Origin of the sequence: Lentzea sp. HUAS12, assembly GCF_024125735.1 — a bacterium.
Lineage (GTDB): Bacteria > Actinomycetota > Actinomycetes > Mycobacteriales > Pseudonocardiaceae > Lentzea > Lentzea albida.
This window is the reverse complement of record NZ_CP099738.1, coordinates 4,915,595-4,937,722: the sequence shown is the minus strand read 5'-3', so window position 1 is coordinate 4,937,722 and position 22,128 is coordinate 4,915,595. Positions and strand designations below refer to the sequence as shown.

At 69.9% G+C, this 22,128-nt stretch carries 21 protein-coding genes; 10 read left to right on the top strand and 11 right to left on the bottom strand.

What is annotated here, in order from left to right:
- Nucleotides 1–53 precede the first annotated feature (53 nt).
- The 3 genes from ND450_RS21825 (at nt 54) to ND450_RS21815 (ending at nt 2,055) form a co-directional block, all read left to right on the top strand.
- Entirely contained in the window at nt 54–536 is a 483-nt protein-coding gene (locus ND450_RS21825) for a hypothetical protein (RefSeq protein ID WP_253320635.1), read from the top strand.
- 169 nt (nt 537–705) lie between these two features.
- Complete coding sequence (locus ND450_RS21820; RefSeq protein ID WP_253320634.1) at nt 706–1,239, top strand: hypothetical protein; 534 nt, start codon at nt 706–708, stop codon at nt 1,237–1,239.
- A gap of 9 nt (nt 1,240–1,248) precedes the next feature.
- Nucleotides 1,249–2,055, top strand: coding sequence for an alpha/beta fold hydrolase (locus ND450_RS21815; protein ID WP_253320633.1), 807 nt, complete (start codon nt 1,249–1,251; stop codon nt 2,053–2,055).
- A 152-nt stretch (nt 2,056–2,207) separates the two neighbouring features.
- On the opposite strand, the gene ND450_RS21810 is transcribed toward ND450_RS21815, so the two are convergent.
- The 5 genes from ND450_RS21810 to ND450_RS21790 form a co-directional block, all read right to left on the bottom strand.
- Entirely contained in the window at nt 2,208–3,863 is a 1,656-nt protein-coding gene (locus ND450_RS21810; protein ID WP_253320632.1) for a fumarate hydratase, read from the bottom strand.
- 249 nt (nt 3,864–4,112) lie between these two features.
- Nucleotides 4,113–5,102, bottom strand: coding sequence for a sigma-70 family RNA polymerase sigma factor (locus ND450_RS21805; protein ID WP_089924027.1), 990 nt, complete (start codon nt 5,100–5,102; stop codon nt 4,113–4,115).
- A 268-nt stretch (nt 5,103–5,370) separates the two neighbouring features.
- Nucleotides 5,371–5,796, bottom strand: a complete 426-nt coding sequence (gene dtd, locus ND450_RS21800) for a D-aminoacyl-tRNA deacylase (protein WP_253320631.1) — start codon at nt 5,794–5,796, stop codon at nt 5,371–5,373.
- Nucleotides 5,793–7,262, bottom strand: coding sequence for a methyltransferase (locus ND450_RS21795; protein WP_253320630.1), 1,470 nt, complete (start codon nt 7,260–7,262; stop codon nt 5,793–5,795). The genes dtd and ND450_RS21795 overlap by 4 nt, the downstream gene beginning before the upstream one ends.
- Nucleotides 7,263–7,290: 28 nt before the next feature.
- The gene (locus tag ND450_RS21790) at nt 7,291–8,775 is read right to left on the bottom strand and encodes a CdaR family transcriptional regulator (protein ID WP_253320629.1); all 1,485 of its coding nucleotides are present in this window, start codon (nt 8,773–8,775) and stop codon (nt 7,291–7,293) included.
- A gap of 77 nt (nt 8,776–8,852) precedes the next feature.
- On the opposite strand from ND450_RS21790, the gene ND450_RS21785 reads away from it, so the two are divergent.
- On the top strand, nt 8,853–9,167 hold the full coding sequence (locus tag ND450_RS21785) for a DUF3099 domain-containing protein (RefSeq protein ID WP_089924014.1): 315 nt from the start codon (nt 8,853–8,855) through the stop codon (nt 9,165–9,167).
- 9 nt (nt 9,168–9,176) lie between these two features.
- Here ND450_RS21785 and ND450_RS21780 read toward each other — a convergent pair whose 3' ends face one another.
- Both ND450_RS21780 and ND450_RS21775 read right to left on the bottom strand, forming a co-directional pair.
- Nucleotides 9,177–10,055 (bottom strand): carbohydrate kinase family protein, encoded by an 879-nt coding sequence (locus ND450_RS21780; RefSeq protein ID WP_089924009.1) that lies wholly within the window; start codon nt 10,053–10,055, stop codon nt 9,177–9,179.
- On the bottom strand, nt 10,052–10,954 hold the full coding sequence (locus ND450_RS21775; RefSeq protein ID WP_253320628.1) for a pseudouridine-5'-phosphate glycosidase: 903 nt from the start codon (nt 10,952–10,954) through the stop codon (nt 10,052–10,054). Before ND450_RS21775 ends, ND450_RS21780 begins: the two co-directional genes overlap by 4 nt.
- A 31-nt stretch (nt 10,955–10,985) precedes the next feature.
- Between ND450_RS21775 and ND450_RS21770 the strand changes: the two genes are divergently transcribed.
- On the top strand, nt 10,986–11,237 hold the full coding sequence (locus ND450_RS21770) for a DUF3039 domain-containing protein (RefSeq protein WP_089923999.1): 252 nt from the start codon (nt 10,986–10,988) through the stop codon (nt 11,235–11,237).
- An 89-nt stretch (nt 11,238–11,326) separates the two neighbouring features.
- On the opposite strand, the gene ND450_RS21765 is transcribed toward ND450_RS21770, so the two are convergent.
- Nucleotides 11,327–12,439 (bottom strand): YihY/virulence factor BrkB family protein, encoded by a 1,113-nt coding sequence (locus ND450_RS21765; protein WP_253320627.1) that lies wholly within the window; start codon nt 12,437–12,439, stop codon nt 11,327–11,329.
- 168 nt (nt 12,440–12,607) lie between these two features.
- Between ND450_RS21765 and ND450_RS21760 the strand changes: the two genes are divergently transcribed.
- Nucleotides 12,608–14,293, top strand: a complete 1,686-nt coding sequence (locus ND450_RS21760; protein WP_253320626.1) for a DEAD/DEAH box helicase — start codon at nt 12,608–12,610, stop codon at nt 14,291–14,293.
- On the opposite strand, the gene ND450_RS21755 is transcribed toward ND450_RS21760, so the two are convergent.
- On the bottom strand, nt 14,294–15,082 hold the full coding sequence (locus tag ND450_RS21755) for a class I SAM-dependent methyltransferase (protein ID WP_253320625.1): 789 nt from the start codon (nt 15,080–15,082) through the stop codon (nt 14,294–14,296).
- 246 nt (nt 15,083–15,328) lie between these two features.
- Between ND450_RS21755 and ND450_RS21750 the strand changes: the two genes are divergently transcribed.
- From ND450_RS21750 to ND450_RS21735, 4 genes are all read left to right on the top strand, one after another.
- Nucleotides 15,329–16,456, top strand: a complete 1,128-nt coding sequence (locus tag ND450_RS21750) for a sugar ABC transporter substrate-binding protein (protein WP_253320624.1) — start codon at nt 15,329–15,331, stop codon at nt 16,454–16,456.
- A 78-nt stretch (nt 16,457–16,534) separates the two neighbouring features.
- Nucleotides 16,535–17,308: an ATP-binding cassette domain-containing protein gene (locus tag ND450_RS21745; RefSeq protein ID WP_089923972.1), complete on the top strand. Its 774-nt coding sequence runs from the start codon at nt 16,535–16,537 to the stop codon at nt 17,306–17,308.
- Nucleotides 17,309–17,328: 20 nt separating this feature from the next.
- The gene (locus tag ND450_RS21740; protein WP_253320623.1) at nt 17,329–18,774 is read left to right on the top strand and encodes a sugar ABC transporter permease; all 1,446 of its coding nucleotides are present in this window, start codon (nt 17,329–17,331) and stop codon (nt 18,772–18,774) included.
- 4 nt (nt 18,775–18,778) lie between these two features.
- Entirely contained in the window at nt 18,779–19,933 is a 1,155-nt protein-coding gene (locus ND450_RS21735) for an ROK family transcriptional regulator (RefSeq protein WP_253320622.1), read from the top strand.
- Between the two features lie 92 nt (nt 19,934–20,025).
- Here ND450_RS21735 and ND450_RS21730 read toward each other — a convergent pair whose 3' ends face one another.
- Both ND450_RS21730 and ND450_RS21725 read right to left on the bottom strand, forming a co-directional pair.
- Nucleotides 20,026–20,205, bottom strand: a complete 180-nt coding sequence (locus tag ND450_RS21730; protein WP_231642793.1) for a hypothetical protein — start codon at nt 20,203–20,205, stop codon at nt 20,026–20,028.
- A 500-nt stretch (nt 20,206–20,705) separates the two neighbouring features.
- Nucleotides 20,706–22,013, bottom strand: a complete 1,308-nt coding sequence (locus tag ND450_RS21725) for an RNA polymerase sigma factor (RefSeq protein ID WP_089923967.1) — start codon at nt 22,011–22,013, stop codon at nt 20,706–20,708.
- Between the last annotated feature and the right edge of the window lie 115 nt (nt 22,014–22,128).

Here is a 22,128-nt window from a genome sequence, read left to right as displayed (position 1 = left end):
CTGTGAAAGCAAGTCGTTGCAACCCGTTGTGAGCGCGGTTCCGTCCTTCTCACATGAGGCACATAGGAACCGTAGTCGGCACCGGCGTACTGCTCCTCGCCATCTCGGCCTGTGGCAGTGCGCAGAACGCGGCGCCCGGGGCAGGTGGCGGCGAGACGCTGCCGACCGCCACCTCGTCCTCCGAGGCACCCCCTGAGGTACCGCCGAACGCGTCCCCCGGTGAAGTTCCGCCGGACGGCAAACCCGTGACCAAGCTCGACACGAACGCGCTGCCGGAGGACCAGCCGCGCACCGTGTGGACGGTGGGCGACGGGAAGACCGTCGGCGTCATCGGCCAGGAAGGCGGATGTGGCAAGGCCAGCGCGTCCGTGCTGGAGCAGAGCGCGTCCGCGGTGAAGATCGAGCTGCTGGAGACGACGCCGCTGACGAAGCAGATGTGCACCATGGACATCCGCTTCCCCCCGCTGACGGTGCAGCTCTCCGAACCCCTCGGTGAGCGCACGGTCGTGCTGACGTCGCGGCAGGAGCAGAAGTAGACCTCCCTCCCCGCGGTGCCCGGCCGGCACCTGCCCCGCCGGCCGGGCATCCCCCTTTTTCCCGATCTCTTCTCCCGGTCTCTTCTCCGCGACGTCTGAAATATTCGACCGGACAGGTCGCAGGACATTTCACAGGGACTTCTTGTCCCGGTTTGCGAGGATGGTGCGCATGAGAAACGCCGTCGCTGCCGTTGCTCTCGCCGTCGTGCTCGCCGGCTGTTCTTCCGGCACGCAGTCCGGCGCGCCCGGCTCCAGTTCGCAGGGCGGTTCCTCCACCGCCACGACCGCGCCCGGTTCGAGCGGCACGCCAGGCTCGTCGTCGGGAGCGAACCCGACCGCTCCGGCCCAGCCCCCGGTCTCGATCTCGGAGGAGAAGCCGGTCATCCCTCCGAACGTCACGCCCGTGGCGAAGGAGAAGGTCGACACGACATCGTTGTCAGACACCTACCGCGACGAGGCCTACGTCTTCGGGGACGGCCGCGACGTCGAGGTCTTCGGCGTCGGCGGCGGGTGCAAGGAGGCCCGCGCCGAGATCACCGGCCAGTCCGCCGACGTCGTCCAGATCACGCTGGTCACGATCACCAAGCAGCCTCCCGGCACGATGTGCACCCAGGAGGTCCGCCAGGTGCCGCTGACCGTCCGCCTGGACGCGCCGCTCGGTGACCGCCGGCTCGTGCTGGAATCCCGCGAAGAGACCGGCTGAGATCGCACCGTGGAGTCCGTCGACATCGCGTATGGCGACCGCGTACTGCGTGTATACGACGTGGGTACGGGTGTGCCGGTGTTCTGGTGCCACGGCACGCCCAACCTCGGAAAGCCGCCGAGACCGCTGTTCCGCCCCGGCGTGCGCTGGATCTCCTACGACAGACCCGGCTACGGCGGGTCCACGCCCGTGGGTGACAGACCTGTCGGAACAGCGGCGACTGATATGTCGCACATCGCCGACGAGCTGGGTGTCGAGCGGTTCGCGGTGGCCGGGCACTCCGGCGGCGCACCACACGCCCTCGCGTGCGCCGCCCTGCTGCCCGGCCGTGTGACCGCCGTTCTGGCCGTCGCGCCGCTGGCGCCCTTCACGGCAGAGGGCCTGGACTGGTTCGGCGGCATGATCTCCTCGGCCGAGGGGTCCCTGAGAGCGGCCGCCGCGGGTCGCGAGGAGAAGGAGCGCTACGAGGCGTCCGGCGTCGAGTACGAGCACGAGTTCTCCGAGGCCGACCTGGCCACGTTGCGCGGCCCGTGGTCGTGGCTCGGCGAGGTGGCCGGATCGGCGCTGCCGGACGGTCCCGGACCGCTCGTCGACGACGATCTCGCCTACGTCACGCCGTGGGGCTGCGACCCGGCGGCCATCACCGCGCCGACCCTCCTGCTGCACGGCGACCGCGACGGCATCAACCCGCCGTCGCACAGCCGGTGGCTGGCCTCGCGGATCCCCGGCGCGGAGCTGCGCATCACACAGGGCGACGGCCACATCTCGGTCCTGGACCACGCCTCGGACGGCCTCGACTGGCTGCTGGCGCGCTGACCGGTGCCGGAACCACGCGAAACCCCCGGCCGAGCGGTGGCGGACACGCGCACCGTTCGACCGGGGGTTCGGGTGAGAGGTTCTAACGCCAGAAACTCAGCGCCGGAAACTCATCGCCGGAAACTCATCGCCGGAAACTCAGCGTCGGAAACTCAGCGTCGGAAACTGATCTGCAGGGTCGGGGTCGACGTCTCCGCGAAGAAGTCGTTGCCCTTGTCGTCGACGACGACGAACGCGGGGAAGTCCTCGACCTCGATCTTCCAGACCGCCTCCATGCCCAGTTCGGGGTACTCGAGCACCTCGACCTTGCGGATGCAGTCCTGCGCCAGCCGGGCCGCCGGGCCGCCGATCGAGCCGAGGTAGAAGCCGCCGTGCGTCGCACACGCGTTGGTGACCTGCTTCGAGCGGTTGCCCTTGGCGAGCATCACCATCGACCCGCCCGCGGCCTGGAACTGCTCGACGTAGGAGTCCATGCGGCCGGCGGTGGTCGGGCCGAACGAACCGGAGGCGTAGCCCTCGGGCGTCTTGGCCGGACCGGCGTAGTAGACCGGGTGGTCCTTCATGTACTGCGGCATGTCCTCGCCGGCGTCGAGGCGCTCCTTGATCTTGGCGTGCGCGATGTCGCGCGCCACGACCAGCGGGCCGGTCAGCGAGACGCGGGTCTTCACCGGCAGCTTGGTGAGGATCTCGCGGATCTCCGCCATCGGGCGGGTCAGGTCGATGTTCACGACCTCGTCGGACAGGTCCTCGCCCTCGATCTCGGGCAGGAACTGCGCCGGGTCGCGCTCCATCTGCTCCAGGAACACGCCGTCGGCGGTGATGCGGGCCTTCGCCTGGCGGTCGGCCGAGCACGACACCGCGATGCCGACCGGCAGGGACGCGCCGTGGCGGGGGAGGCGGATCACGCGCACGTCGTGGCAGAAGTACTTGCCGCCGAACTGCGCGCCGATGCCGAAGTTGCGGGTCAGCTCCAGGACCTGCTGCTCCAGGTCCGTGTCGCGGAACGCGTGGCCCGACGCGGAGCCCTCCGTCGGCAGGGTGTCGAGGTAGCGGGCCGAGGCGAGCTTCGCGACCTTGAGGTTCTGCTCGGCGGACAGTCCGCCGACGACGACGGCGAGGTGGTACGGCGGGCACGCGGCCGTGCCGAGCGAACGCAGCTTCTCGTCCAGGAACGTCGCGAGGCGCTTCGGGTTCAGCACCGCCTTCGTCTCCTGGTAGAGGAACGTCTTGTTCGCGCTGCCGCCGCCCTTGGCCATGAACAGGAACTCGTACACGGGCTCCTGGCCGGGCTTGTGGAACACCTCGATCTGCGCGGGCAGGTTCGTGCCGGTGTTCTTCTCGTCCCAGAACGTCACGGGAGCCATCTGCGAGTAGCGCAGGTTGAGCTCCTGGTAGGCCTCGTAGACACCGCGGGCCAGCGCCTTCTCGTCGTCACCGCCGGTCAGGACGGTCTCGGAGCGCTTGCCCATGATGATCGCCGTGCCGGTGTCCTGGCACATCGGCAGCACGCCGCCGGAGGAGATGGCCGCGTTGCGCAGCAGGTCCATGGCGACGAAGCGGTCGTTGCCGGACGCCTCGGGGTCGTCGATGATCTTGCGCAGCTGGGCGAGGTGCGACGGGCGCAGAAGGTGCTGGATGTCGCGGATCGCTTCCTTGGCCAGCAGCGTCAGCGTCTCGGGCGCGACTTCCAGGAACTTGCGGTCACCGGCCTCGATCAGCTTCACCCCGTCGGAGGTGACGAGGCGGTACTCGGTCTCGGTGTCCTTCGCGAGCGGCAGGACGTCGGTGTACTCGAAAGTGGTGGGCACGTCGTACACAACTCCAACGGTGTGCAGTTCGGATCAGAAAACCGTACCGCCATCAAACGGACGTTCCGATGTGATCCCCGACCACCGCGCTGTTCCGTACCCCACAAACGCGGAAGGCCGGGGCGGCCCCCGGCCGTCCCGACCTTCCTTCGCGTGCGACTCCCGGCTCACGACGGGCGACGCGTGGCTCTGGTAACGCCCGACCGTGCCGTGAGTTGAGTCACAAGTCAATACTGCCGGACGGGTGAGTTACGAGGCGTAGGCCCGCAACTTCGCCGCCCGCTCGCCCTGGCGGAGCTTCGACATGACCTCGCGCTCGATCTGGCGCACCCGCTCGCGCGAGAGGCCGAACCGCTTGCCGATCTGGTCGAGCGTGCGCGGCTGGCCGTCCTCGAGGCCGTAGCGCAGCCGGATCACGGCCTGCTCGCGCGGCTCGAGCGTCGCGAGCACGCGGCGCAGGTCGTCCTGCAGCAGCCCGGAGATGACGGCGCTCTCGGCGTCGGTGGCGTCCGAGTCCTCGATGAAGTCACCGAGGGGCGCGTCCTCCTCCGTGCCGACCGGCATGTCGAGCGATACCGGGTCACGGGCGTGGTCGAGCAGGTCGGCGACCTTGTCGACGTTGAGGCCGGCCTCCTTCGCCAGTTCCTCGTTCGTCGCCTCGCGGCCGAGCGTCTGGTGCAGGTCGCGCTTGATCCGCGCGAGCTTGTTCACCTGCTCGACGAGGTGGACGGGGAGGCGGATGGTGCGGCCCTGGTCGGCCATGCCGCGGGTGATCGCCTGGCGGATCCACCACGTCGCGTACGTCGAGAACTTGAAGCCCTTGGTGTAGTCGAACTTCTCGACCGCGCGGATCAGACCCAGGTTCCCCTCCTGGATCAGGTCCAACAGCGGCATGCCGCGGCCGGTGTAGCGCTTGGCCAGGGAGACGACGAGACGCAGGTTCGCCTTGAGCAGGTGGTCCTTGGCGCGGCGGCCGTCGCGGACGAGCGCCCCCAGCTCTTCGCGACGGGTGGGGGTGAGGCGCTTGGCCGTCTCCATGACGTGCTGCGCGAACACACCGGCCTCGATGCGCTTGGCGAGCTCAACCTCCTCCTCGGCCGTGAGGAGCGCGGTCTTGCCGATTCCGTTCAGGTAGACTCGAACGAGGTCGGCTGCTGGACCCTGGGCGTCGAGTTCGTGCTCGACGACGGTGGGCGTGTTCTCTCCGACTTCACGGTCGGAGATCCTCGTGACGGTCATGGATCTCCCTCCCCCTGGTGCGGGCGACGCTGCTGTCGGTCAGGCCTGTGGCTCCTGATCGATCAGTCGCGCGTGGCGGTCAAGGCGGCGCGGCGCTGCGCCCTGGTTGCCGGTTGCGGCGGGCCCGCTCGGGATCCCATCGCTAGCTGGCTGATACCTGGGTAACGAACGCGATTCCGAATTCGTTCCCGACTTCCATGACCTGAAGACGTCACCGCTGTCACAGCGGTTGCGCGACTAATCTGAGAACTGCCTGAGAACCCTTTAGTCAGAGCTCCACGATCACCGTGAACGGGCCGTCGTTCACGCTCCGCACCTTCATCTCGGCCCGGAAACGTCCCGTTGCGACGCGCGCGCCCTTTTGGCGTAGTTCCCGCACCACGGCGTTCACCAAGGGTTCGGCGTGCTCGGGCCGGGCGGCCGCCGTCCAGGACGGACGGCGACCCTTCCGCGTGTCCCCGTACAGGGTGAACTGGCTGACGACCAGCAGCGGAGCACCGGTCGACTCGCACGACCGCTCGTCGTCGAGGATGCGCAGCCCGTGCAGCTTCTGCGCCATTTTGCGGGCGTGGTCGTCGGTGTCGTCGTGGTGGACGCCGAGCAGGACCAGCAATCCGGGCTCGTCGATCGCGCCGACGATCTTCCCTTCGACTTCGACACTCGCCTCTGTGACGCGCGCCACAACCGCTTTCACGCGGGAATCAGCATTCCGTGCCGGATGAGATCACGAACGATCGGCAAGGCCGCTTCGGCGTCGATTTCTCCGTAAGCGAACTCGAGCAGCGAGAGCAGGTCCTCGAGCGGCAACGCCCCGTTGCAGCCCGCGACGAGCTTCGCCGTGGCCTCGTCGACCTCGTGTTGCCAGCCGGGCCCGTCCGTGCGGTGCAGGCGCGCGACGACCTTGCGCCAGCCCTCGTCGCCCGGCTCGGACACCTCTTCGAGCAGCACGGTGTCGGCGACCCGGAACCGCTGACCGAGCAGGTCGGGGTTCGCGCGGAGCCACGCGACGTTGTCGAGCCAGCGCGCCGCCTCCGGGCCCAGCGGGTCGTCGTAGGCGTGACGCAGGTCCTCGCAGATGACCTGTGAGTGCATCTCATCGGTGCGACGCAGTGTCACGTACCCGAATCCGACGCCCTGGACGTCGTTCTCCTCGAACCAGTCGAGCCACGCCGCGGCCTTCTGCCGGCCCTCGGGGCTGCGCGGGTCGACGCCCGCGTCCTTGAGCCACGTGCCGACGTACAGGGCGGGCTCGGCGATGTCGCGCTGCACGAACCACGCGTCGATGCCACCCCTCGGGAGCCAGCTGGAGACGCGCTCCTCCCAGTCCTCGCCCCTGCGGTGCACCCAGGACGCGAGCAGCTGGCCGACGCCGCCCTCGTTGAGGAACGCGGGCAGCTGCCGGATGACCAGCGCCGACGCGTCGTCACCGCCGAGGCCGGAGTCGCGGTAGACGAAGTCGACGCGCGGCGGGCCGACGACGAACGGCGGGTTGCACACGACCTGGTCGAACCGCCGGTTGCGGACCGGGCCGAACCACTCGCCCTGCAGCGTCTCGACGTCGAGCTCGTTGATGCGGAACGTGCCCTGGGCGAGCTTCAGCGCGCGCTCGGACAGGTCGGTCGCGGTGATGCGCTCGGCGTGCGTGCTGGCGTGCAGCGCCTGGACGCCGCACCCGGTGCCGAGGTCGAGCAGCGTGCCGACCGGGGTGCGCTTCGTCGCGCGGGCGAGGCTGATGGACGCGTGACCGACGCCGAGCACGTGGTCCTCGGGGACGGCGCCGCCGCGCACGTCGGAGTCGAGGTCGGCGATGACCCACCAGTTGTCCTCGTACGGCCTGACGTCGAGCCCGGCCCTGAGGTCCCCCGCCGTCCGGCCGGCGGCGACGACCTCGTTCTTGACGGCGTCGTCGACGTCGACGCCCGCCAGTGCGGCGCGGACGTCCTTCTCCGGCTCCTCGTCGCCGAGCAGGAACAGGCGGATCAGCGTGCCGAGCGACCCGGCGTCCTGGCTGGCGCGGCGCGCGGGCTCCGGCTCGCCGCGGCCGAGTGCGGCGTGGGCTTGGGGACCGAGGGCGTCGACGACGCCGTCAGCGGTGTAACCGGTGTTCAGGAAGGCCTCGCGCAGACGGGCGCACAGGTCTGCAGAAAGATCGGGGTGCACGGGAGGAGATGCTTTCACGCCCCGGGGTTCATCGCGTGACGCGGAGGGCGATGGCCATCGCGAGCCGCTGGTCCGGGTCGTCGAGGGGGAGTGGAGTCACCTCGGCCATCTTCTGCATCCGGTACCGCAGCGTGTTCGGGTGCACGTTGAGCTCCTTCGCCGCCGCCCGCACGTCACCCTGGGCCGCGAGCCACGCCCTCAACGTCGTCGCGTACTGCGTCCCGTACTCGGCGTCGTACCGCAATATATTGGATATCGGGCCACGGGTCGGGAGGCGTCCGGCGTCGGCGACGGCGGCGAGCCGGTGCAGCAGCACCTGAGCCCACGCGTCGTCGTATACAACCGGTACACCCGTGGAGAGCGCGAGGCATTCATCGGCCTCCTGCCGTGACGTCGGCAGCTGCGTCGCCTCGGCCGGTCCGCCGATGCCCGCCACCACCTCCGCCTCGGCGGGCAGTTCGCGCACCAGCGACCGCACCCACGCGACGGCGTCGTCGGCGGCGGGGATGACGGTGTAGAGGACGTTGCCGAACAACGCGCTCCGCCCCGGCCGCGACCAGCCGAAGCCGGCCGTGGCGCGCTGGAAGGCGAGAACCGCGGCGCCGTGCTCTCCCTCGCCCGCGTGGGCCTGGACCGCGATCACCCGCAGGTCGGCCGACGGCAACCCGAGGCGGGCGACGTCGGCGGACTCCGGGTGCTCCAGCAGCCTGATCACCAGATCCGCCTCGGCCTGGCGTTCGAGGTCGGTCGATGCCCGCGACCGCAACAGGTGCAACGCCGCCGTGCGCGCGCCGTCGACCAACGCGGCGCTGCGGGCCGGGTCCACCGGCCCGGTCACCTCGACCCACACCGATCCGAGCAGTTCGCGGCCGGCGCGCACGGCGGCGACGAGCCGGTTGCCCAGCTGAGGGGTCAGCTTGGGCACGAAGATCGGTTCGTCCGACGACGCGAGGTGCGTGAACACCCCGAACTCGTCCAAGGCCCGCCGCGCCTCCTCCGGCACCCGCCGCCCGAGGATGGTCTGCACGCGGACGGGGTCGACGTCCTCCTGCCGGTAGGAGTAGGCGAGCACGCGGGACTGCTGGTCCTCGATCGTCACCGGCCCGCCGACCACACCCGCGATGACGTCGGCCAGCCCGAACAGGTCGCCCGTGCGCGTACCGCCGTTGACTAGCGTCTGCGTGACGTTCGCGAGCTGGCTCCACGGCACCGACGGGTCGACGAGCAACACGGCCGCGCCGGACTTCTTGGCCGCGGCGACCACCCGTTCGTCGAGCGGCGGCCTGCCGTGCAGGACGACGGCGGAGGCCGCGGTGGACGACACCAGGCGCGCGGCCGCGGCGACCGAGGGCGTGCCCAGACCGAGGAGCACGTCGCCCGCGGCCGCCGGGGTGTTCTCCGCCGGGTCGTGCAGGGCGACTCCGCGGAGTTCGGCGTCGCGGCCCCTCGGTGCGCAGGCCAGATGCGTGCCCAGGCTGCCGAGCACGTCCACGAGCCGATCAAGGGCGACCACTCGCGGATGTTAACCGCCGACCGGCTGTCCCCGCCCTCACTCGGACGTGGGACCATGGAACATCTGGAGGTGGTGTCGTGAGCAGTCCCGACCGGAACGACACCCCGGTGTTGATCACCGAGGCGGCCCCGTCCTACGAAGAACAGCACGCCGCCCGGCGCAAGAAGTACGCGATCATGATGAGCCTGCGCTTCCCGTGCCTCATCCTCGCGGCTCTGTTCGCGCACACCTGGTGGCTCGCCCTGTTCTTCATCGTCCTGTCGGTCCCGCTGCCGTGGATGGCCGTGCTGATCGCGAACGACCGGCCGCCGCGCAAGACCGAGAAGGCGAACCGCTACGAGGTCGAGCGCCGCGCCATCACCCAGAAGAGCACCACCGTCATCGACGGCTAGCCGCACCGCCTACCGGGGCGGTTGCGCTCCGACGACGCCGACCGCGCGCGAGCCCGCCCGCACGCCACCCAGGAGCGCGTCGCGCTTGGACGCGCCGTCCAGCCACGCCGCGAGGAAACCCGCGTCGAAGGCGTCGCCCGCGCCCGTCGAGTCGACGCACTCGGTGACTTCAGCGGGGACCGAGATGAGCTCGTCCTCGTCCACCCACGTCGCGCCGTCGGGTCCCGACGTGACCACCACGACACCGACGTGCGACAGCAGCGACTTCGCCGACGCCGGTTCGGAGGAGCCCGTCAACGCGAGCAGCTCGTCGGCGTTGGGCAGCAGGAAGTCGACGCCGCGCACGTCCTCCAGGAACGCCTCGGCCGAGTGGATCAGCACGGCCGCCTGGGGGTCCACGGACGTCGTCCAGCCCGCCTCGTGGGCGGCCCGCAGCACGGCGAGACCCGCGGGACGTGAAGTCGCGTCGAGCAGCACGTAACCGGACAGGTGCAGGTGGCCGCCCGTGCCCGCGAGCAGGCCGGGGTCGAGGTCGGCGGGGGAGAAGCGGGCGTTGGCGCCCCGGTCGGGGAGCATCGAGCGCTGGCCGTCGTCGTCCACGAGCACCACGACGCAGCAGGTCGCGAGGTCGGGGTCGACGGCGAACGCGCACTGCACGCCCGCGGAGGTCAGTTCGGCGTGCACCTGGCGGCCCGCCGAGTCGGCGCCCACGCGGGCGACCAGGACCGGGGACGCACCGCACGCGGCCAGCCACACGGCCGTGTTCGCGCCGGCGCCACCCGGTTCGATGGTGACCTTCGCGCGCACGTCACCGCCGTGGGCGATGGGGCCGGAGTGGCGGGCCACCACGTCGAGGCCCGCGTCACCGACGACGACCACAGGCCTCATCGGGCCGGCTCACCGGAGAGCGCGACCGCGGTGGCGGCGGCCACGAAGGCGTTGTTGACGACCAGTTCCTCGTTGGCGTCGAGGCTGACGCCCTCACTCGCGGTGTGGAAGTGCTCGAGCAGGACGGGGCTGACGTCCTTGCCGCGCACGTCCTGGTCGACGAGCTTCTGCAGGCCCTCGGCGAGGAGCCGGTCGTGCAGGCCCGCGTCCATCTCGAACGCGGCGGGGATCGGGTTCGCCAGCAGCATGCCGCGACCACCGGCCGCGAACACGGCGGCGGCCTCGGCCGGGTTCTCCACGCGCCACGGCACGTCGAACTCCGACTCGCGGCGGTAGAAGGCCGGGAACCGGGACGTCTGGTAACCCACGACCGGCACCGACCGGGTCTCGAGGACCTCCAGCGTCGCGCCCATGTCGAGGATCGACTTCACACCCGAGCAGACGATCAGCACCGGCGTCGTCGCCACCACGTCGAGGTCGGCGGACACGTCCCACGTCTCGCGCGCCCCGCGGTGCACCCCGCCGAGACCACCGGTCGCGAACACCCGGATGCCCGCCTGGTGGGCGAGCGCCGTGGTCGACGCCACGGTCGTCGCGCCGCTGCGACCCAGCGCGTAGGCGGCCCCGAGATCGCGCAACGACAGCTTCACGAGGTCGCCGGAGGTGCAGACGCGGTCGAGCTGGGCCGAGGAGAGCCCGATGTGCGGCACGCCGTCGAGCACGGCGATCGTGGCGGGAACGGCACCGGCCTCCCGCACCACCTTCTCGAGGCGCGCGGCGACGGTCAGGTTGCGCGGCGCGGGCAGGCCGTGGGACAGGATGGTGCTCTCGAGAGCGACGACCGGCCGGTTCTCGGCCAGGGCGGCGGCAACTTCGTCAGCGATCTGCAGCGTGGTCACGAGGGGACATCATCCCAGGTACCCTGGGCGCGTGAGCACCCAGACTCTCCCCGAGGTCGACGTACGACCGGACGAGACCGACCAGTCTTCGGACGACACCCCGAAGATGTTCCACTACGTGCGCAAGGCGAAGATCGCCGAGAGCGCCGTGATGGGCACGCACGTGGTCGCGCTGTGCGGCGAGGTCTTCCCGGTCACGCGGTCACCGAAGCCGGGCTCCCCGGTGTGCCCGGACTGCAAGAAGATCTACGAGAGCCTGCCGCCCGGCGGCGACGGCGACTGAGCCCCACCCACGCGCATCCGGCGCCCGCCGCCCCGGCTCGACCCGGGACGGCGGGCGTTGCTGCTCCGGGAAGGGTGCGAGGCGGTCGGCTACCCCCGCTGCCTCTCCTCTTCCGAGTGCGGGCGCTGGTCCTGGATCCGCAGCGGCGTCGTGAGCTGCGTGTCCGCGGGGGACGGCGCCGAGTAGCCGTTGTTCGGCTCCTGCTGTGAGGTGTCTTCGGGCGTCTCGCGGGGCTGCTCGGCCTCCTCGCGGATGCGCGACGCCGCCCGTTCCATCTCCAGCCGGCGCCAGCGGCGGCGCTGGCGGCGGGTCATGCGGGCGGGCCACATGTCCTGGACGGCGCTGTTGAAGTACGCGCCGATCGTGATCGCCAGGCCGATGAAGAACACGAACAGCAGGAACGCGATCGGCGTCGCGAGCGCGCCGTAGGTGTAGCCGGTGGTGGTGATCCACTGGATGTACAGGCGCAGGCCGATGGACGACAGGATGAACACGGCCATCGCGAGGAACGCACCCGGCAGGACGCGGTGGTACGGCAGCCGGCGCGGCAGGGCGACCTTGTAGAGCAGCGACAGCGACAGCACGAGCAGCAGTCCGACGCCGGGGTAGTAGAAGCGCCCGACCCACGTCTCGATGTACGGCTGCCAGGTCGTGGGGAAGAACTGCGGCAGGACGTCCGGGCCGAGCGCCAGGACCGGCAGGCCGACCACCAGGGCGACCAGCGACACCATGTAGAGCAGCAGGGCGAAGATGCGCTGCCACAGCTCGTTGCGCACGCCGTACTGGCCGTGGGCGACCGTGATCGCGTCGACGAACGACGACATGGCCGACGAACCCGCCCACAGCGAGATCAGGAAGCCGATCGACACGATCTCGCCCTTGCCGGTCGAGAGGATCTCCGCGACCGTCGGCGCGATCACGCCGTTGACGACGTCCGCGCTGAAGATCGTCCGGGTGAACCCGATGATCTTCTCCTGGACGGACAGGACGATCTCCGGGCCGAACCACGTGCCGATCCAGCCCATCGAGCCCAGCACGCCGAGCAGCAGTGGCGGGAACGACAGCGTCTGCCAGAACGCGGCCTCGGCCGCTTCTGAGAAGATGTTGCCCTGCCACGCCTTCGACAGCGTGCGCGCGAGTAGACGCAGCGGCCCCTTGCGGCCGGACCTGCGTGGTGCGTCGTTGTCGGAAGGCGAACCCATCGCAGTGACAAGCATGGTGCATACCGCCACGTTTCGCGGCATCGACGCCCGGAACAGGTAGAGTCGCGGTGCCCTCGGCCCTCGTCCGCCTGAGGGTATTGCTATGTCTGACCTGCACAAATGAGGAGAAACACGCCTGTGACAGCGCCAGCAGCAACGCCGGCCGCGATGCGACCGCTGCGAGCCTGGCAGCGCCGCGCGCTGACCAAGTACCTCGCCGCCAAGCCTCAGGACTTCCTCGCCGTCGCGACGCCCGGAGCGGGCAAGACGACCTTCGGGCTCCGCGTCGCCGCCGAACTGCTGGCCGACCGGACGATCGAGGCCGTCACGATCGTCACGCCCACGGAGCACCTCAAGCACCAGTGGGCGAAGGCCGCCGCCGAGCAGGGCATCCACATCGACTCGAACTTCCGCAACACCAACGCGATGACCTCCCGCGACTACCACGGTGTCGCGGTCACGTACGCACAGGTCGCCGCCCACCCGACGCTGCACCGCGTGCGCACCGAGAACCGCAAGACGCTGGTGCTGCTGGACGAGGTCCACCACGGCGGTGACGCGAAGTCGTGGGGTGACGCGATCCGCGAGGCCTTCACGCCCGCCGTGCGCCGCCTGTGCCTCACCGGCACGCCGTTCCGGTCCGACGACTCGCCGATCCCGTTCGTGCAGTACGAGGAGAGCAACGGCGGCTTCAAGACGTCGAAGGCGGACCACACCTACGGCTACTCCGACGCGCTGCGCGACGGCGTCGTCCGGCCCGTGCTGTTCCTGGCGTACTCGGGTGAGGCGTCGTGGCGGACCAGCGCGGGCGAGGAGTACACCGCACGGCTGGGCGAGCCGCTGACGCAGGAGCAGACCGCACGGGCGTGGCGCACGGCCCTCGACCCGGCCGGCGACTGGATGGCCTCGGTGCTGCGCGCCGCCGACAAGAGGCTCACGCAGAAGAGGGAGAACGGCCTGCCCGACGCGGGCGGACTGGTGATCGCCACCGACCAGACCGTCGCGAAGGCCTACGCGCAGGTGCTCGAACGCGTCACGGGCCAGGTCCCCACGCTCGTGCTCTCCGACGACCCGAAGGCGTCCGGCAGGATCGCCGAGTTCGCCGCGACGAACGAGCGCTGGATGATCGCGGTCCGCATGGTGTCCGAGGGCGTCGACGTGCCGCGCCTCGCCGTCGGCGTGTACGCGACGTCGTCGTCGACCCCGCTGTTCTTCGCCCAGGCCATCGGCCGCTTCGTGCGCAACCGGAAGCCCGGCGAGACCGCGACGGTGTTCCTGCCGTCGGTGCCGGTGCTGCTGCAGCTCGCGTCGGAGCTGGAGGCGGAGCGCGACCACGTCCTGGGCAAGCCGCACCGCGAGAAGGACGGCTGGGACGACGAGCTCATGGCCGCGGCGAACCAGGCCAAGGACGAACCGGGTGAGGACGAACGCGCCTTCACGGCCCTGGGCACCACCGCCGAGCTCGACCAGGTCATCTACGACGGCTCGTCGTTCGGCGCGCCGACCCACGCGGGTTCGGAGGAGGAGCAGGAGTACCTCGGCCTGCCCGGCCTGCTCGAACCCGACCAGGTGCGCACCCTGCTGCTGCAGCGGCAGGAGGAGCAGATGGCGCTCGCGGCCAAGCGCCCCAAGCCCGAGGCTCCCGTGCGCGAGGCACGGCCCGTGGGCGTGCAGGAACGCCTCACGTCGCTGCGCAAGGAGCTCAACACCCTCGTCGCGATGCACCACCACCGCACGAAGAAGCCGCACGGCAAGATCCACAACCAGCTGCGCGAGTACTGCGGCGGCCCGCCCACGGCGATGGCCACCATCGAGCAGCTCGAGGAGCGGATCGCGACGCTGCGGTCCTGGTAGTCAGGTACGGGCGACGGCGACGGCCAGCGTGCTGTAGCGCGCGGTGAACCCGCCGCCGATCGCGTCGATCGCGCGGCCGACGTCGGCGAGCAGTTCGGTGCCCTGCTCGGCGCTGAGCAAGGCCATCGGGCTCATGGTGCGCATGAGGTCGAGGTACTCGGCGGTCGTGTAGCCCCGTTCCCAGTCCGCCCGCCAGCGTTCGGCGTGTGAGAACGCCCCGGTGGCGACGAGTGCCTCACCGGTGCGCACGCAGCCCGCCTGGTAGGACTCGAACGCCTCGTCGTAGGAGTGGCCGACGCGATAGGGCATCTGCGGCGCCACCTTGGCGTAGGCCGCGACGTAGGCGTCGGCGATCGGTTCCGGCGTCCCGAACACGTGCCAGAGCCCGACGAACACACCACCGGGCCGCAGCACCCGTGCGGCCTGGCGGGGGCCTTCGTCCGCGTCCACCCAGTGCCACGACTGCCCGGCGACGACGGCGTCGAACTCGCGGCCGGCCGGGTCCCAGTCCTCGAACTTCGCCACCTCGACGGCCACGCCGGTGCCGCGGGCGAACCCCGCCATGCGCTCGTCGTGCTCGACGCCGAGGACGTCCAGTCCGGCCTGCCGCAACTGCCGGGACAGAACACCGGTGCCGCACCCCACCTCGACCACCCGCGGGCCGGGACTGGCGGTGACGATCTTGCCGATCAGGTCGTCCGGGTAGGGCGGTCGCGTGCGGTCGTACCGCGCCGCCTCGGCACCGAACGAGTTCGCCAGCCTTTCGGCGGCTTCCTTGTCGACGGTCATGCACCCAACCTAGGGATGTCCGGGAGGTGACCGGCGAGTGTTCGCCGCGAGCGGAGGCCGAGATGATGCCGTTGTAATCGGTAGCTCGGTGGTAACGCTCTCACGACTCTCCGTGACCATATTTCGCCACGGTTACCGCATCGTTGCGACTTAATCGATTCAGTGTGGTTCCGGTCACGCATATGTCGGGCATACGTTGTGCGCCACAACATTCTCTGTGACACAGCGCAGTGAAAGGGATGGCGGATGCGCAGCAAGACTCTCGCTTCCATCGCCGTGACCGCGGGCCTCGCCCTGGCGGTTTCGGCATGCGGCGCCAACTCCTCCTCCGGCACCGGAGGAACCTCTGAAACGAACTCTGGCGGCAGCGGCTCGGGCGCGAAGGTCGGCGTGATCCTGCCCGAGACCGCGTCCTCGGCTCGCTGGGAGGGCTTCGACAAGCCCCTCCTCGAGGCCGCTCTGAAGGCCGAGGGTCTCAGCCCCGACATCCAGAACGCCCAGGGCGACGTGCAGAAGTTCAGCACCCTGGCGGACGGCATGATCAACGCCGGCGTCAAGGTCCTGATCATCGCCACGCCCAACAGCGAGGTCGGTGCGTCCGTCGCCAAGAAGGCGCAGGCGCAGGGCATCCAGGTCATCGACTACGACCGCCTGAACACCGGTGGCTCCTCGTCCTACTACGTGTCGTTCGACAACGTGAAGGTCGGCGAGCTGCAGGGCCAGGGTCTGGCCGACGCCATGAAGGACAAGCCGCAGGGCTCCCAGGTCATCGAGATCGAGGGCGCGCCGACGGACAACAACGCGACGCTCTTCACGCAGGGCCAGAAGAAGGTCCTGCAGCCGCTCTACGACTCGGGCAAGCTCAAGCTGGTCCAGTCCCAGCCGATCGACAACTGGGACAACCAGAAGGGTGGCCAGGTCTTCGAGCAGATCCTGACCTCCAACGGCGGCAAGGTCGACGGCGTCGTCGCCGCGAACGACGGCCTCGCCGGCGCGGTGATCACGATCCTCAAGAAGGTCGGCCTCAACGGCAAGGTCCCGGTCACCGGTCAGGACGCCACCCCGGACGGCCTGCAGGCCGTGCTCCGCGGTGACCAGTACATGACCGTCTTCAAGCCGATCAAGGACGAGGCCGAGGCCGCCGCCAAGCTGGCCGGCGCCCTCGCCAAGGGTGACACCGCCGCCGCCGACGCCCTCGCGTCCGGCTCGACGGACGACAGCAAGGGCAACCGCAAGGTCAAGTCCGTCCTGCTGTCCGCTCAGCTGATCACCAAGGACAAGGTCAAGTCCGTGGTCGACGCTGGCTTCGTCAAGGCCTCGGAGATCTGCGTGGCCGACACCCAGGCCGCCTGCACCGAGCTCGGCATCAAGTAGGACCGCTCGCGACGAGGGCGGGGTGCGGTTTGGGCCGCACCCCGCCTCTCGCCGCGTGGTAACCACGGAGGAATCCCAGTGAGCGAGCCGATTCTCGAGCTGCGCGGCATCAACAAGAGCTTCGGTCCCGTGCACGTCCTGCACGACATCGACCTCGACGTCAACCCCGGCGAGGTCACCGCCCTCGTCGGCGACAACGGCGCGGGCAAGTCGACGCTGGTCAAGTGCATCGCGGGCATCCACCCCACCGACTCCGGTGAGGTCCTTTTCAACGGTGAGCCCGTCCACATCAAGGGTCCCCGCGACGCCGCGGAGCTCGGCATCGAGGTCGTCTACCAGGACCTCGCGCTGGCCGACAACCTGGACATCGTCCAGAACATGTTCCTCGGCCGCGAGCGCACCAAGGCGGGCCTGCTCGACGAGACCGACATGGAGCAGGCCGCGCGCAAGACGCTGGCCTCGCTGTCGGTGCGCACGGTCAAGTCGGTGCGCACGCAGGTCTCCTCGCTGTCCGGTGGCCAGCGCCAGACCGTCGCGATCGCCAAGGCCGTGCTGTGGAACAGCAAGGTCGTGCTGCTCGACGAGCCCACCGCCGCACTCGGCGTCGCACAGACGCGCCAGGTGCTCGACCTGGTCCGCCGGCTCGCGGAGCAGGGCCTGGGCGTCGTTCTGATCAGCCACAACATGAACGACGTCTTCGAGGTCGCCGACAAGATCGCGTGCCTCTACCTCGGACGCATGGCCGCGGTCGTGTCGACCAAGGACGTCACGCACGGCCAGGTGGTCGAGCTGATCACCGCCGGGCGTTCCGGTGACCTGGGCATCGCCCGCCCCGAGGCGGCGACGATCTGATGAGTTCCGAAGAGGCGAGCATGACCGACACCACCGAAGCGCACGAGCACACGCACGATCACGACGCCCCTCAGCAGCAGGGTGCGATCTCCGACTTCGGCATCGACACGACCTCCCAGTCCACCGGTGAGGCCGTCCGCGACTACTGGGCCAGGGTCCGCGGCGGTGAGCTCGGCTCGCTGCCCGCACTGCTCGGGCTCGTCGTGCTGCTGATCGTGTTCAGCTCGCTGTCCGACACGTTCTTCACCCTCGGCAACCTCGCCAACCTGCTCCAGCAGGGCGCCAGCATCACCATCATCGCGATGGGCCTGGTGTTCGTGCTGCTGCTCGGCGAGATCGACCTGTCCGCCGGTACCGCGTCCGGTGTGACGGCCGCGGTGATGGCACTCCACCTGATCCACAACGGCAACCTGCTCGGCGGCATGGGCGACACGGTGTTCTACGTGTTCTGCGGTCTGCTCGTGCTGGCGATCGTGCTCGGCGCGGTGATGAAGGTCTGGGCCGGTGTGGCGCTCTCCGCCATCGCCCTGGTCATCGCCGCCGTCGGCATCCCCGCGAACGCGTGGCTCGAGATGCTGCTCGCGGTCTGCGTCGGCGCGGCCATCGGCACCATCACGGGCTTCCTGGTCGCCAAGGTCGGCATCCCGTCGTTCGTCGTGACCCTGGCGTTCTTCCTCGTGTGGGGCGGTGTCGTCCTGCAGCTCATCGGCCAGGGCGGCACGCTCGGCCTGCGCGACGACACGATCTTCAACGTCGCCAACGGCAACCTGAACTTCGTGGGCTCCTGGGCGCTGTTCGTCATCGCCGTCGGCGGCTACGCGGCGGTCGTGCTCACCCGGCACTTCTCCCGCCTGCGCAAGGGTCTCGTGGCCCAGCCGACCTCGCTGGTCCTGGGCAAGATCGGCGCCCTCGCGGTGCTGGCCGCGGTCATCACCTACGCGCTGTCGCTGAACCGGGCGCCGAGCAACCTGATCGTCATCGAGGGCGTGCCCTACGTGGTGCCGCTCGTGCTGGTGCTGCTGGTGGTCGGCACGTTCGTGCTCGACCGCACCTCCTACGGCCGCCACATCTACGCGGTGGGCGGCAACAAGGAAGCGGCTCGCCGCGCCGGTATCAACGTCGAGCGCATCCGCATGAGCGTGTTCGTGATCGCCTCCGCGGCGGCCGCGATCGGCGCCATCGTGTACTCGTCGAAGGTCGGCTCGGTCGACCCGAACGCCGGTGGCGGCAACACGCTGCTGCTGTCGGTCGGTGCGGCCGTCATCGGTGGCACGTCGCTGTTCGGTGGCAAGGGCCGCCTGCGCGACGCGGTGATCGGTGGCGCGGTGCTCGCGATCATCCAGAACGGCATGGGTCTGCTCCGCCAGCCCGCCGCCGTCGTGTTCATCGTGACCGGTCTGGTCCTGCTGCTCGCCGCGAGCGTCGACGCGTTGTCCCGCCGCCGGGCGGCCACCGCGGCTCGATGACGCGGTGACCGGTCCCACGTCCGGCACCCGTCCCGACGAGATCCGCAGGCACAACAGGACGGCGCTGCTGCGCCGCCTGCACGTCGACGGACCGTCCACCAGGGCATCGCTCGCGGCTGAGCTCGGCCTCAACCGCAGCACGATCAAGGCCCTGGTGGACGGCCTCGCCGAAGCCGGTGTGGTCGCCGAACGCGTGCCCGCTCTGCGCAGCGGAGCGGGCCGCCCGTCCCTCCTGGTGCTGCCCCAGCCGAGCGCCGCCGTCGTCATCGCGATCGACGTGCGCGTGGAGCACGTGGCGATGGGGTTCGTCGGCCTCGGCGGGGAGATCCTCGGGCGGGACAGCTGGAACCTGCACCGGACGCGTGATCCGGGGGAGGTCATCACGCACATCGTCGAGTCGGCGCGCCTCATGGCCGACGACCTCGACGCCACCGCGGTCGGGGTGGGCATCTCGGTGCCCGGCGTCGTGCGGCGCGCCGACGGGCACGTCCACGAGGCACCCAACCTGCACTGGACCGGGGTGGCGCTCGGCAAGCGCCTGGAGGCGGTGCTGAAGCTGCCGGTCCAGGTCGGCAACGACGCGGAGCTCGGTGCTCTCGCCGAGCACGTCCGCGGTGCCGCACGGGAGTCCTCGGACATGGTCTACATCTCCGCGGACGTGGGCGTCGGCGGGGGAGTGATCCTGTCCGGGCAGCCGTTGCGCGGCTCCGGCGGCTACGTCGGCGAGCTCGGGCACATGGTGGTCAACCCGCGCGGACGGCGCTGCTACTGCGGCTGCGACGGCTGCTGGGAGACCGAGGTGGGCGAACCGGCGCTGTGCCGGGCGCTGAGCCTTCCCGACGACGCACCGCGGGGTGCCGTGGTGGCGGCGTTGCGGGCGTTGGACGACCCGTCGGTGCTCGACGAGTTCTCCGGCTGGCTGTCACTGGGGCTCGCGAACATCGTCAACGTCCTCGGCCCCGAACTGGTGGTGCTGGGCGACCTCTACACGGCGCTGCCGGCGTCCGTCGTGGACGCGGTGAGCTCGGCCGTGCAGCAGCGCAGTCTCGTCTCCCGCGCGGTCGGCGGGACCCAGGTCGTGACGTCACCCTTGGGCCGCGACGCGAAGCTCGTCGGCGCCGCGGAACTGGCCTTCGAACCGGTCCTCGAGACCCTCTAGAAGGCCGCTGGACGGCCCGGAACACCCCGGAGAAGCGAAGGGGGCGGAGATCCTCGCGGATCTCCGCCCCGAGCGGCTAGGTGGGGTGGAAGTCAGCCCTGCTGAATCTCAGCAGCGAGTTCGCGCAACTTCTCACTGTGCGCGCGAGCGTGGTGCCCGCAGAACAGCAGCTCGCCCCCGGACGGGAGCAAGGCGCGAACCTGGGCAGCAGCCCCGCAGCGGTCGCAGCGGTCGGCAGCGGTCAACTCGGGGCGGGTGAGTGCTGCAGTCATGATGAATCTCCCTCCGTCCCAGCAACGGAACGAAGTGTCCCGGTGCCCTCTTACCAAGCTGCGACCACAGCGCCCCTGGATTGGTGCGCGGTGCTCGCTGGCTCCACTCTGACAGACGTTTCGGCGATAGTCAGTGTTCCCGTGTACGTGGCGACTCGCGTCACTATGCGATTTACCCGGCTGCAGCAGGCTTACACCTGCGTTCGCCACCGGTTCACCGTCTTGACACGCACGCTGCGCAACCGGAAACCCGCTGGTGGAGCAGCATGTTCAGGCCGTTCGGTCGGTTGCGTGCCACCGGGAGTGTGATATCGGTTGCGCTTGTACGCCCGCAGCGAACAGGTCACGAACGTCCCACGATTCGGACGCGGGACCGTGATCGAAGTTCGATTTCGCTGTGCGTGAACGGCGCCCCGCTCACCACTTTTGTCCGTTTTCCGAAAACACGACGGCCCCGCACCGAACCGGTGCGGGGCCGTGTGCGTATGACTCGGTAAGACCTAGTCGAGGTAGTCCCGCAGAACCTGCGAACGGGACGGGTGACGCAGCTTCGACATCGTCTTGGACTCGATCTGGCGGATGCGCTCACGCGTGACGCCGTAGACCTGACCGATCTCGTCCAGCGTGCGCGGCTGGCCGTCGGTGAGACCGAAGCGGAGCCGCACGACACCGGCCTCGCGCTCGGACAGCGTCGCGAGCACGGACTGCAACTGGTCCTGCAGCAACGTGAACGAGACGGCGTCGACCGCGACGACGGCCTCGGAGTCCTCGATGAAGTCGCCGAGCTGGCTGTCGCCCTCGTCGCCGATCGTCTGGTCCAGCGAGATGGGCTCACGCGCGTACTGCTGGATCTCCAGCACCTTCTCGGGCGTGATGTCCATTTCCTTGGCGAGCTCCTCCGGGGTGGGCTCGCGGCCCAGGTCCTGGAGCAGTTCGCGCTGGATGCGACCGAGCTTGTTGATGACCTCGACCATGTGCACCGGGATGCGGATGGTGCGGGCCTGGTCGGCCATCGCGCGGGTGATCGCCTGACGGATCCACCAGGTGGCGTACGTCGAGAACTTGTAGCCCTTGGTGTAGTCGAACTTCTCCACCGCGCGGATCAGACCCAGGTTGCCCTCCTGGATCAGGTCCAGGAACGCCATGCCGCGGCCGGTGTAGCGCTTGGCCAGCGACACGACGAGGCGGAGGTTCGCCTCGAGCAGGTGGTTCTTGGCGCGCTCGCCGTCGCGGACGATCCAGCGCAGGTCGCGGCGCAGCTGCGGCGTGAGCTTCTCCGCTTCCTCCTCGGAGCGGCGCACGCGCTCGGCGGCGTAGAGACCCGCCTCGATGCGCTTGGCGAGCTCGACCTCCTCCTCGGCGTTGAGGAGGGCGACCTTGCCGATCTGCTTGAGGTAGGCGCGAACGGAGTCGGCCGAGGCGGTGAGCTCCGCGTCCTTGCGCGCCTGGCGCAGGGCCTCGGACTCCTCCTCGTCCCAGACGAAGTCGCCCTCGTTCTTGGGGTCCTCCGCCTCCTCCGGCTCGTCGACGACCGGCTCGTCGACGATCTCGACGTCCTCCAGGTCCTCGGCGCCGGGAGCGCCTTCCATGTCCTCGGGGTCTTCGCCGGGCTTGCCGGCGCCCTTCGCGGCAGGATCGGCCTTGCCGGCCGTCTTGCGCGGGGCCTTGGCGGCGGCGGGCTTCTTCGCTGCCGCAGTCGTCTTGCGCTTCGGCTTCTCCTCGGCCTCGCCGGCCGCGGTCGCCTTGGTCGTCTTGGCGGCGCTCGCGGCGGAGCTGGAGCGTCGGGTTGCGGTTTCTGCGGCTGCCACGTACGCCCTTTCGCGACGGTCGTTCAAGGCGGACCAGAGGGCGCGAAACCTCGGTCGCCAGAGTTCAGGGGATCTCCCCGCCGATCTTGCCCGGCGGGTGTGCGTTCCATTGTAA

Excerpts from the sequence above, each read along its gene's own strand:
- ND450_RS21730 (WP_231642793.1), bottom strand. The coding sequence starts at position 20,205 with ATGACTGCAGCACTCACCCGCCCCGAGTTGACCGCTGCCGACCGCTGC.
- ND450_RS21820 (WP_253320634.1), top strand. The coding sequence starts at position 706 with ATGAGAAACGCCGTCGCTGCCGTTGCTCTCGCCGTCGTGCTCGCCGGC.
- ND450_RS21755 (WP_253320625.1), bottom strand. The coding sequence starts at position 15,082 with ATGACCGTCGACAAGGAAGCCGCCGAAAGGCTGGCGAACTCGTTCGGT.
- ND450_RS21780 (WP_089924009.1), bottom strand. The coding sequence starts at position 10,055 with ATGAGGCCTGTGGTCGTCGTCGGTGACGCGGGCCTCGACGTGGTGGCC.
- ND450_RS21750 (WP_253320624.1), top strand. The coding sequence starts at position 15,329 with ATGCGCAGCAAGACTCTCGCTTCCATCGCCGTGACCGCGGGCCTCGCC.
- ND450_RS21825 (WP_253320635.1), top strand. The coding sequence starts at position 54 with ATGAGGCACATAGGAACCGTAGTCGGCACCGGCGTACTGCTCCTCGCC.
- ND450_RS21760 (WP_253320626.1), top strand. The coding sequence starts at position 12,608 with ATGCGACCGCTGCGAGCCTGGCAGCGCCGCGCGCTGACCAAGTACCTC.
- ND450_RS21805 (WP_089924027.1), bottom strand. The coding sequence starts at position 5,102 with ATGACCGTCACGAGGATCTCCGACCGTGAAGTCGGAGAGAACACGCCC.
- ND450_RS21740 (WP_253320623.1), top strand. The coding sequence starts at position 17,329 with ATGACCGACACCACCGAAGCGCACGAGCACACGCACGATCACGACGCC.
- ND450_RS21765 (WP_253320627.1), bottom strand. The coding sequence starts at position 12,439 with ATGGGTTCGCCTTCCGACAACGACGCACCACGCAGGTCCGGCCGCAAG.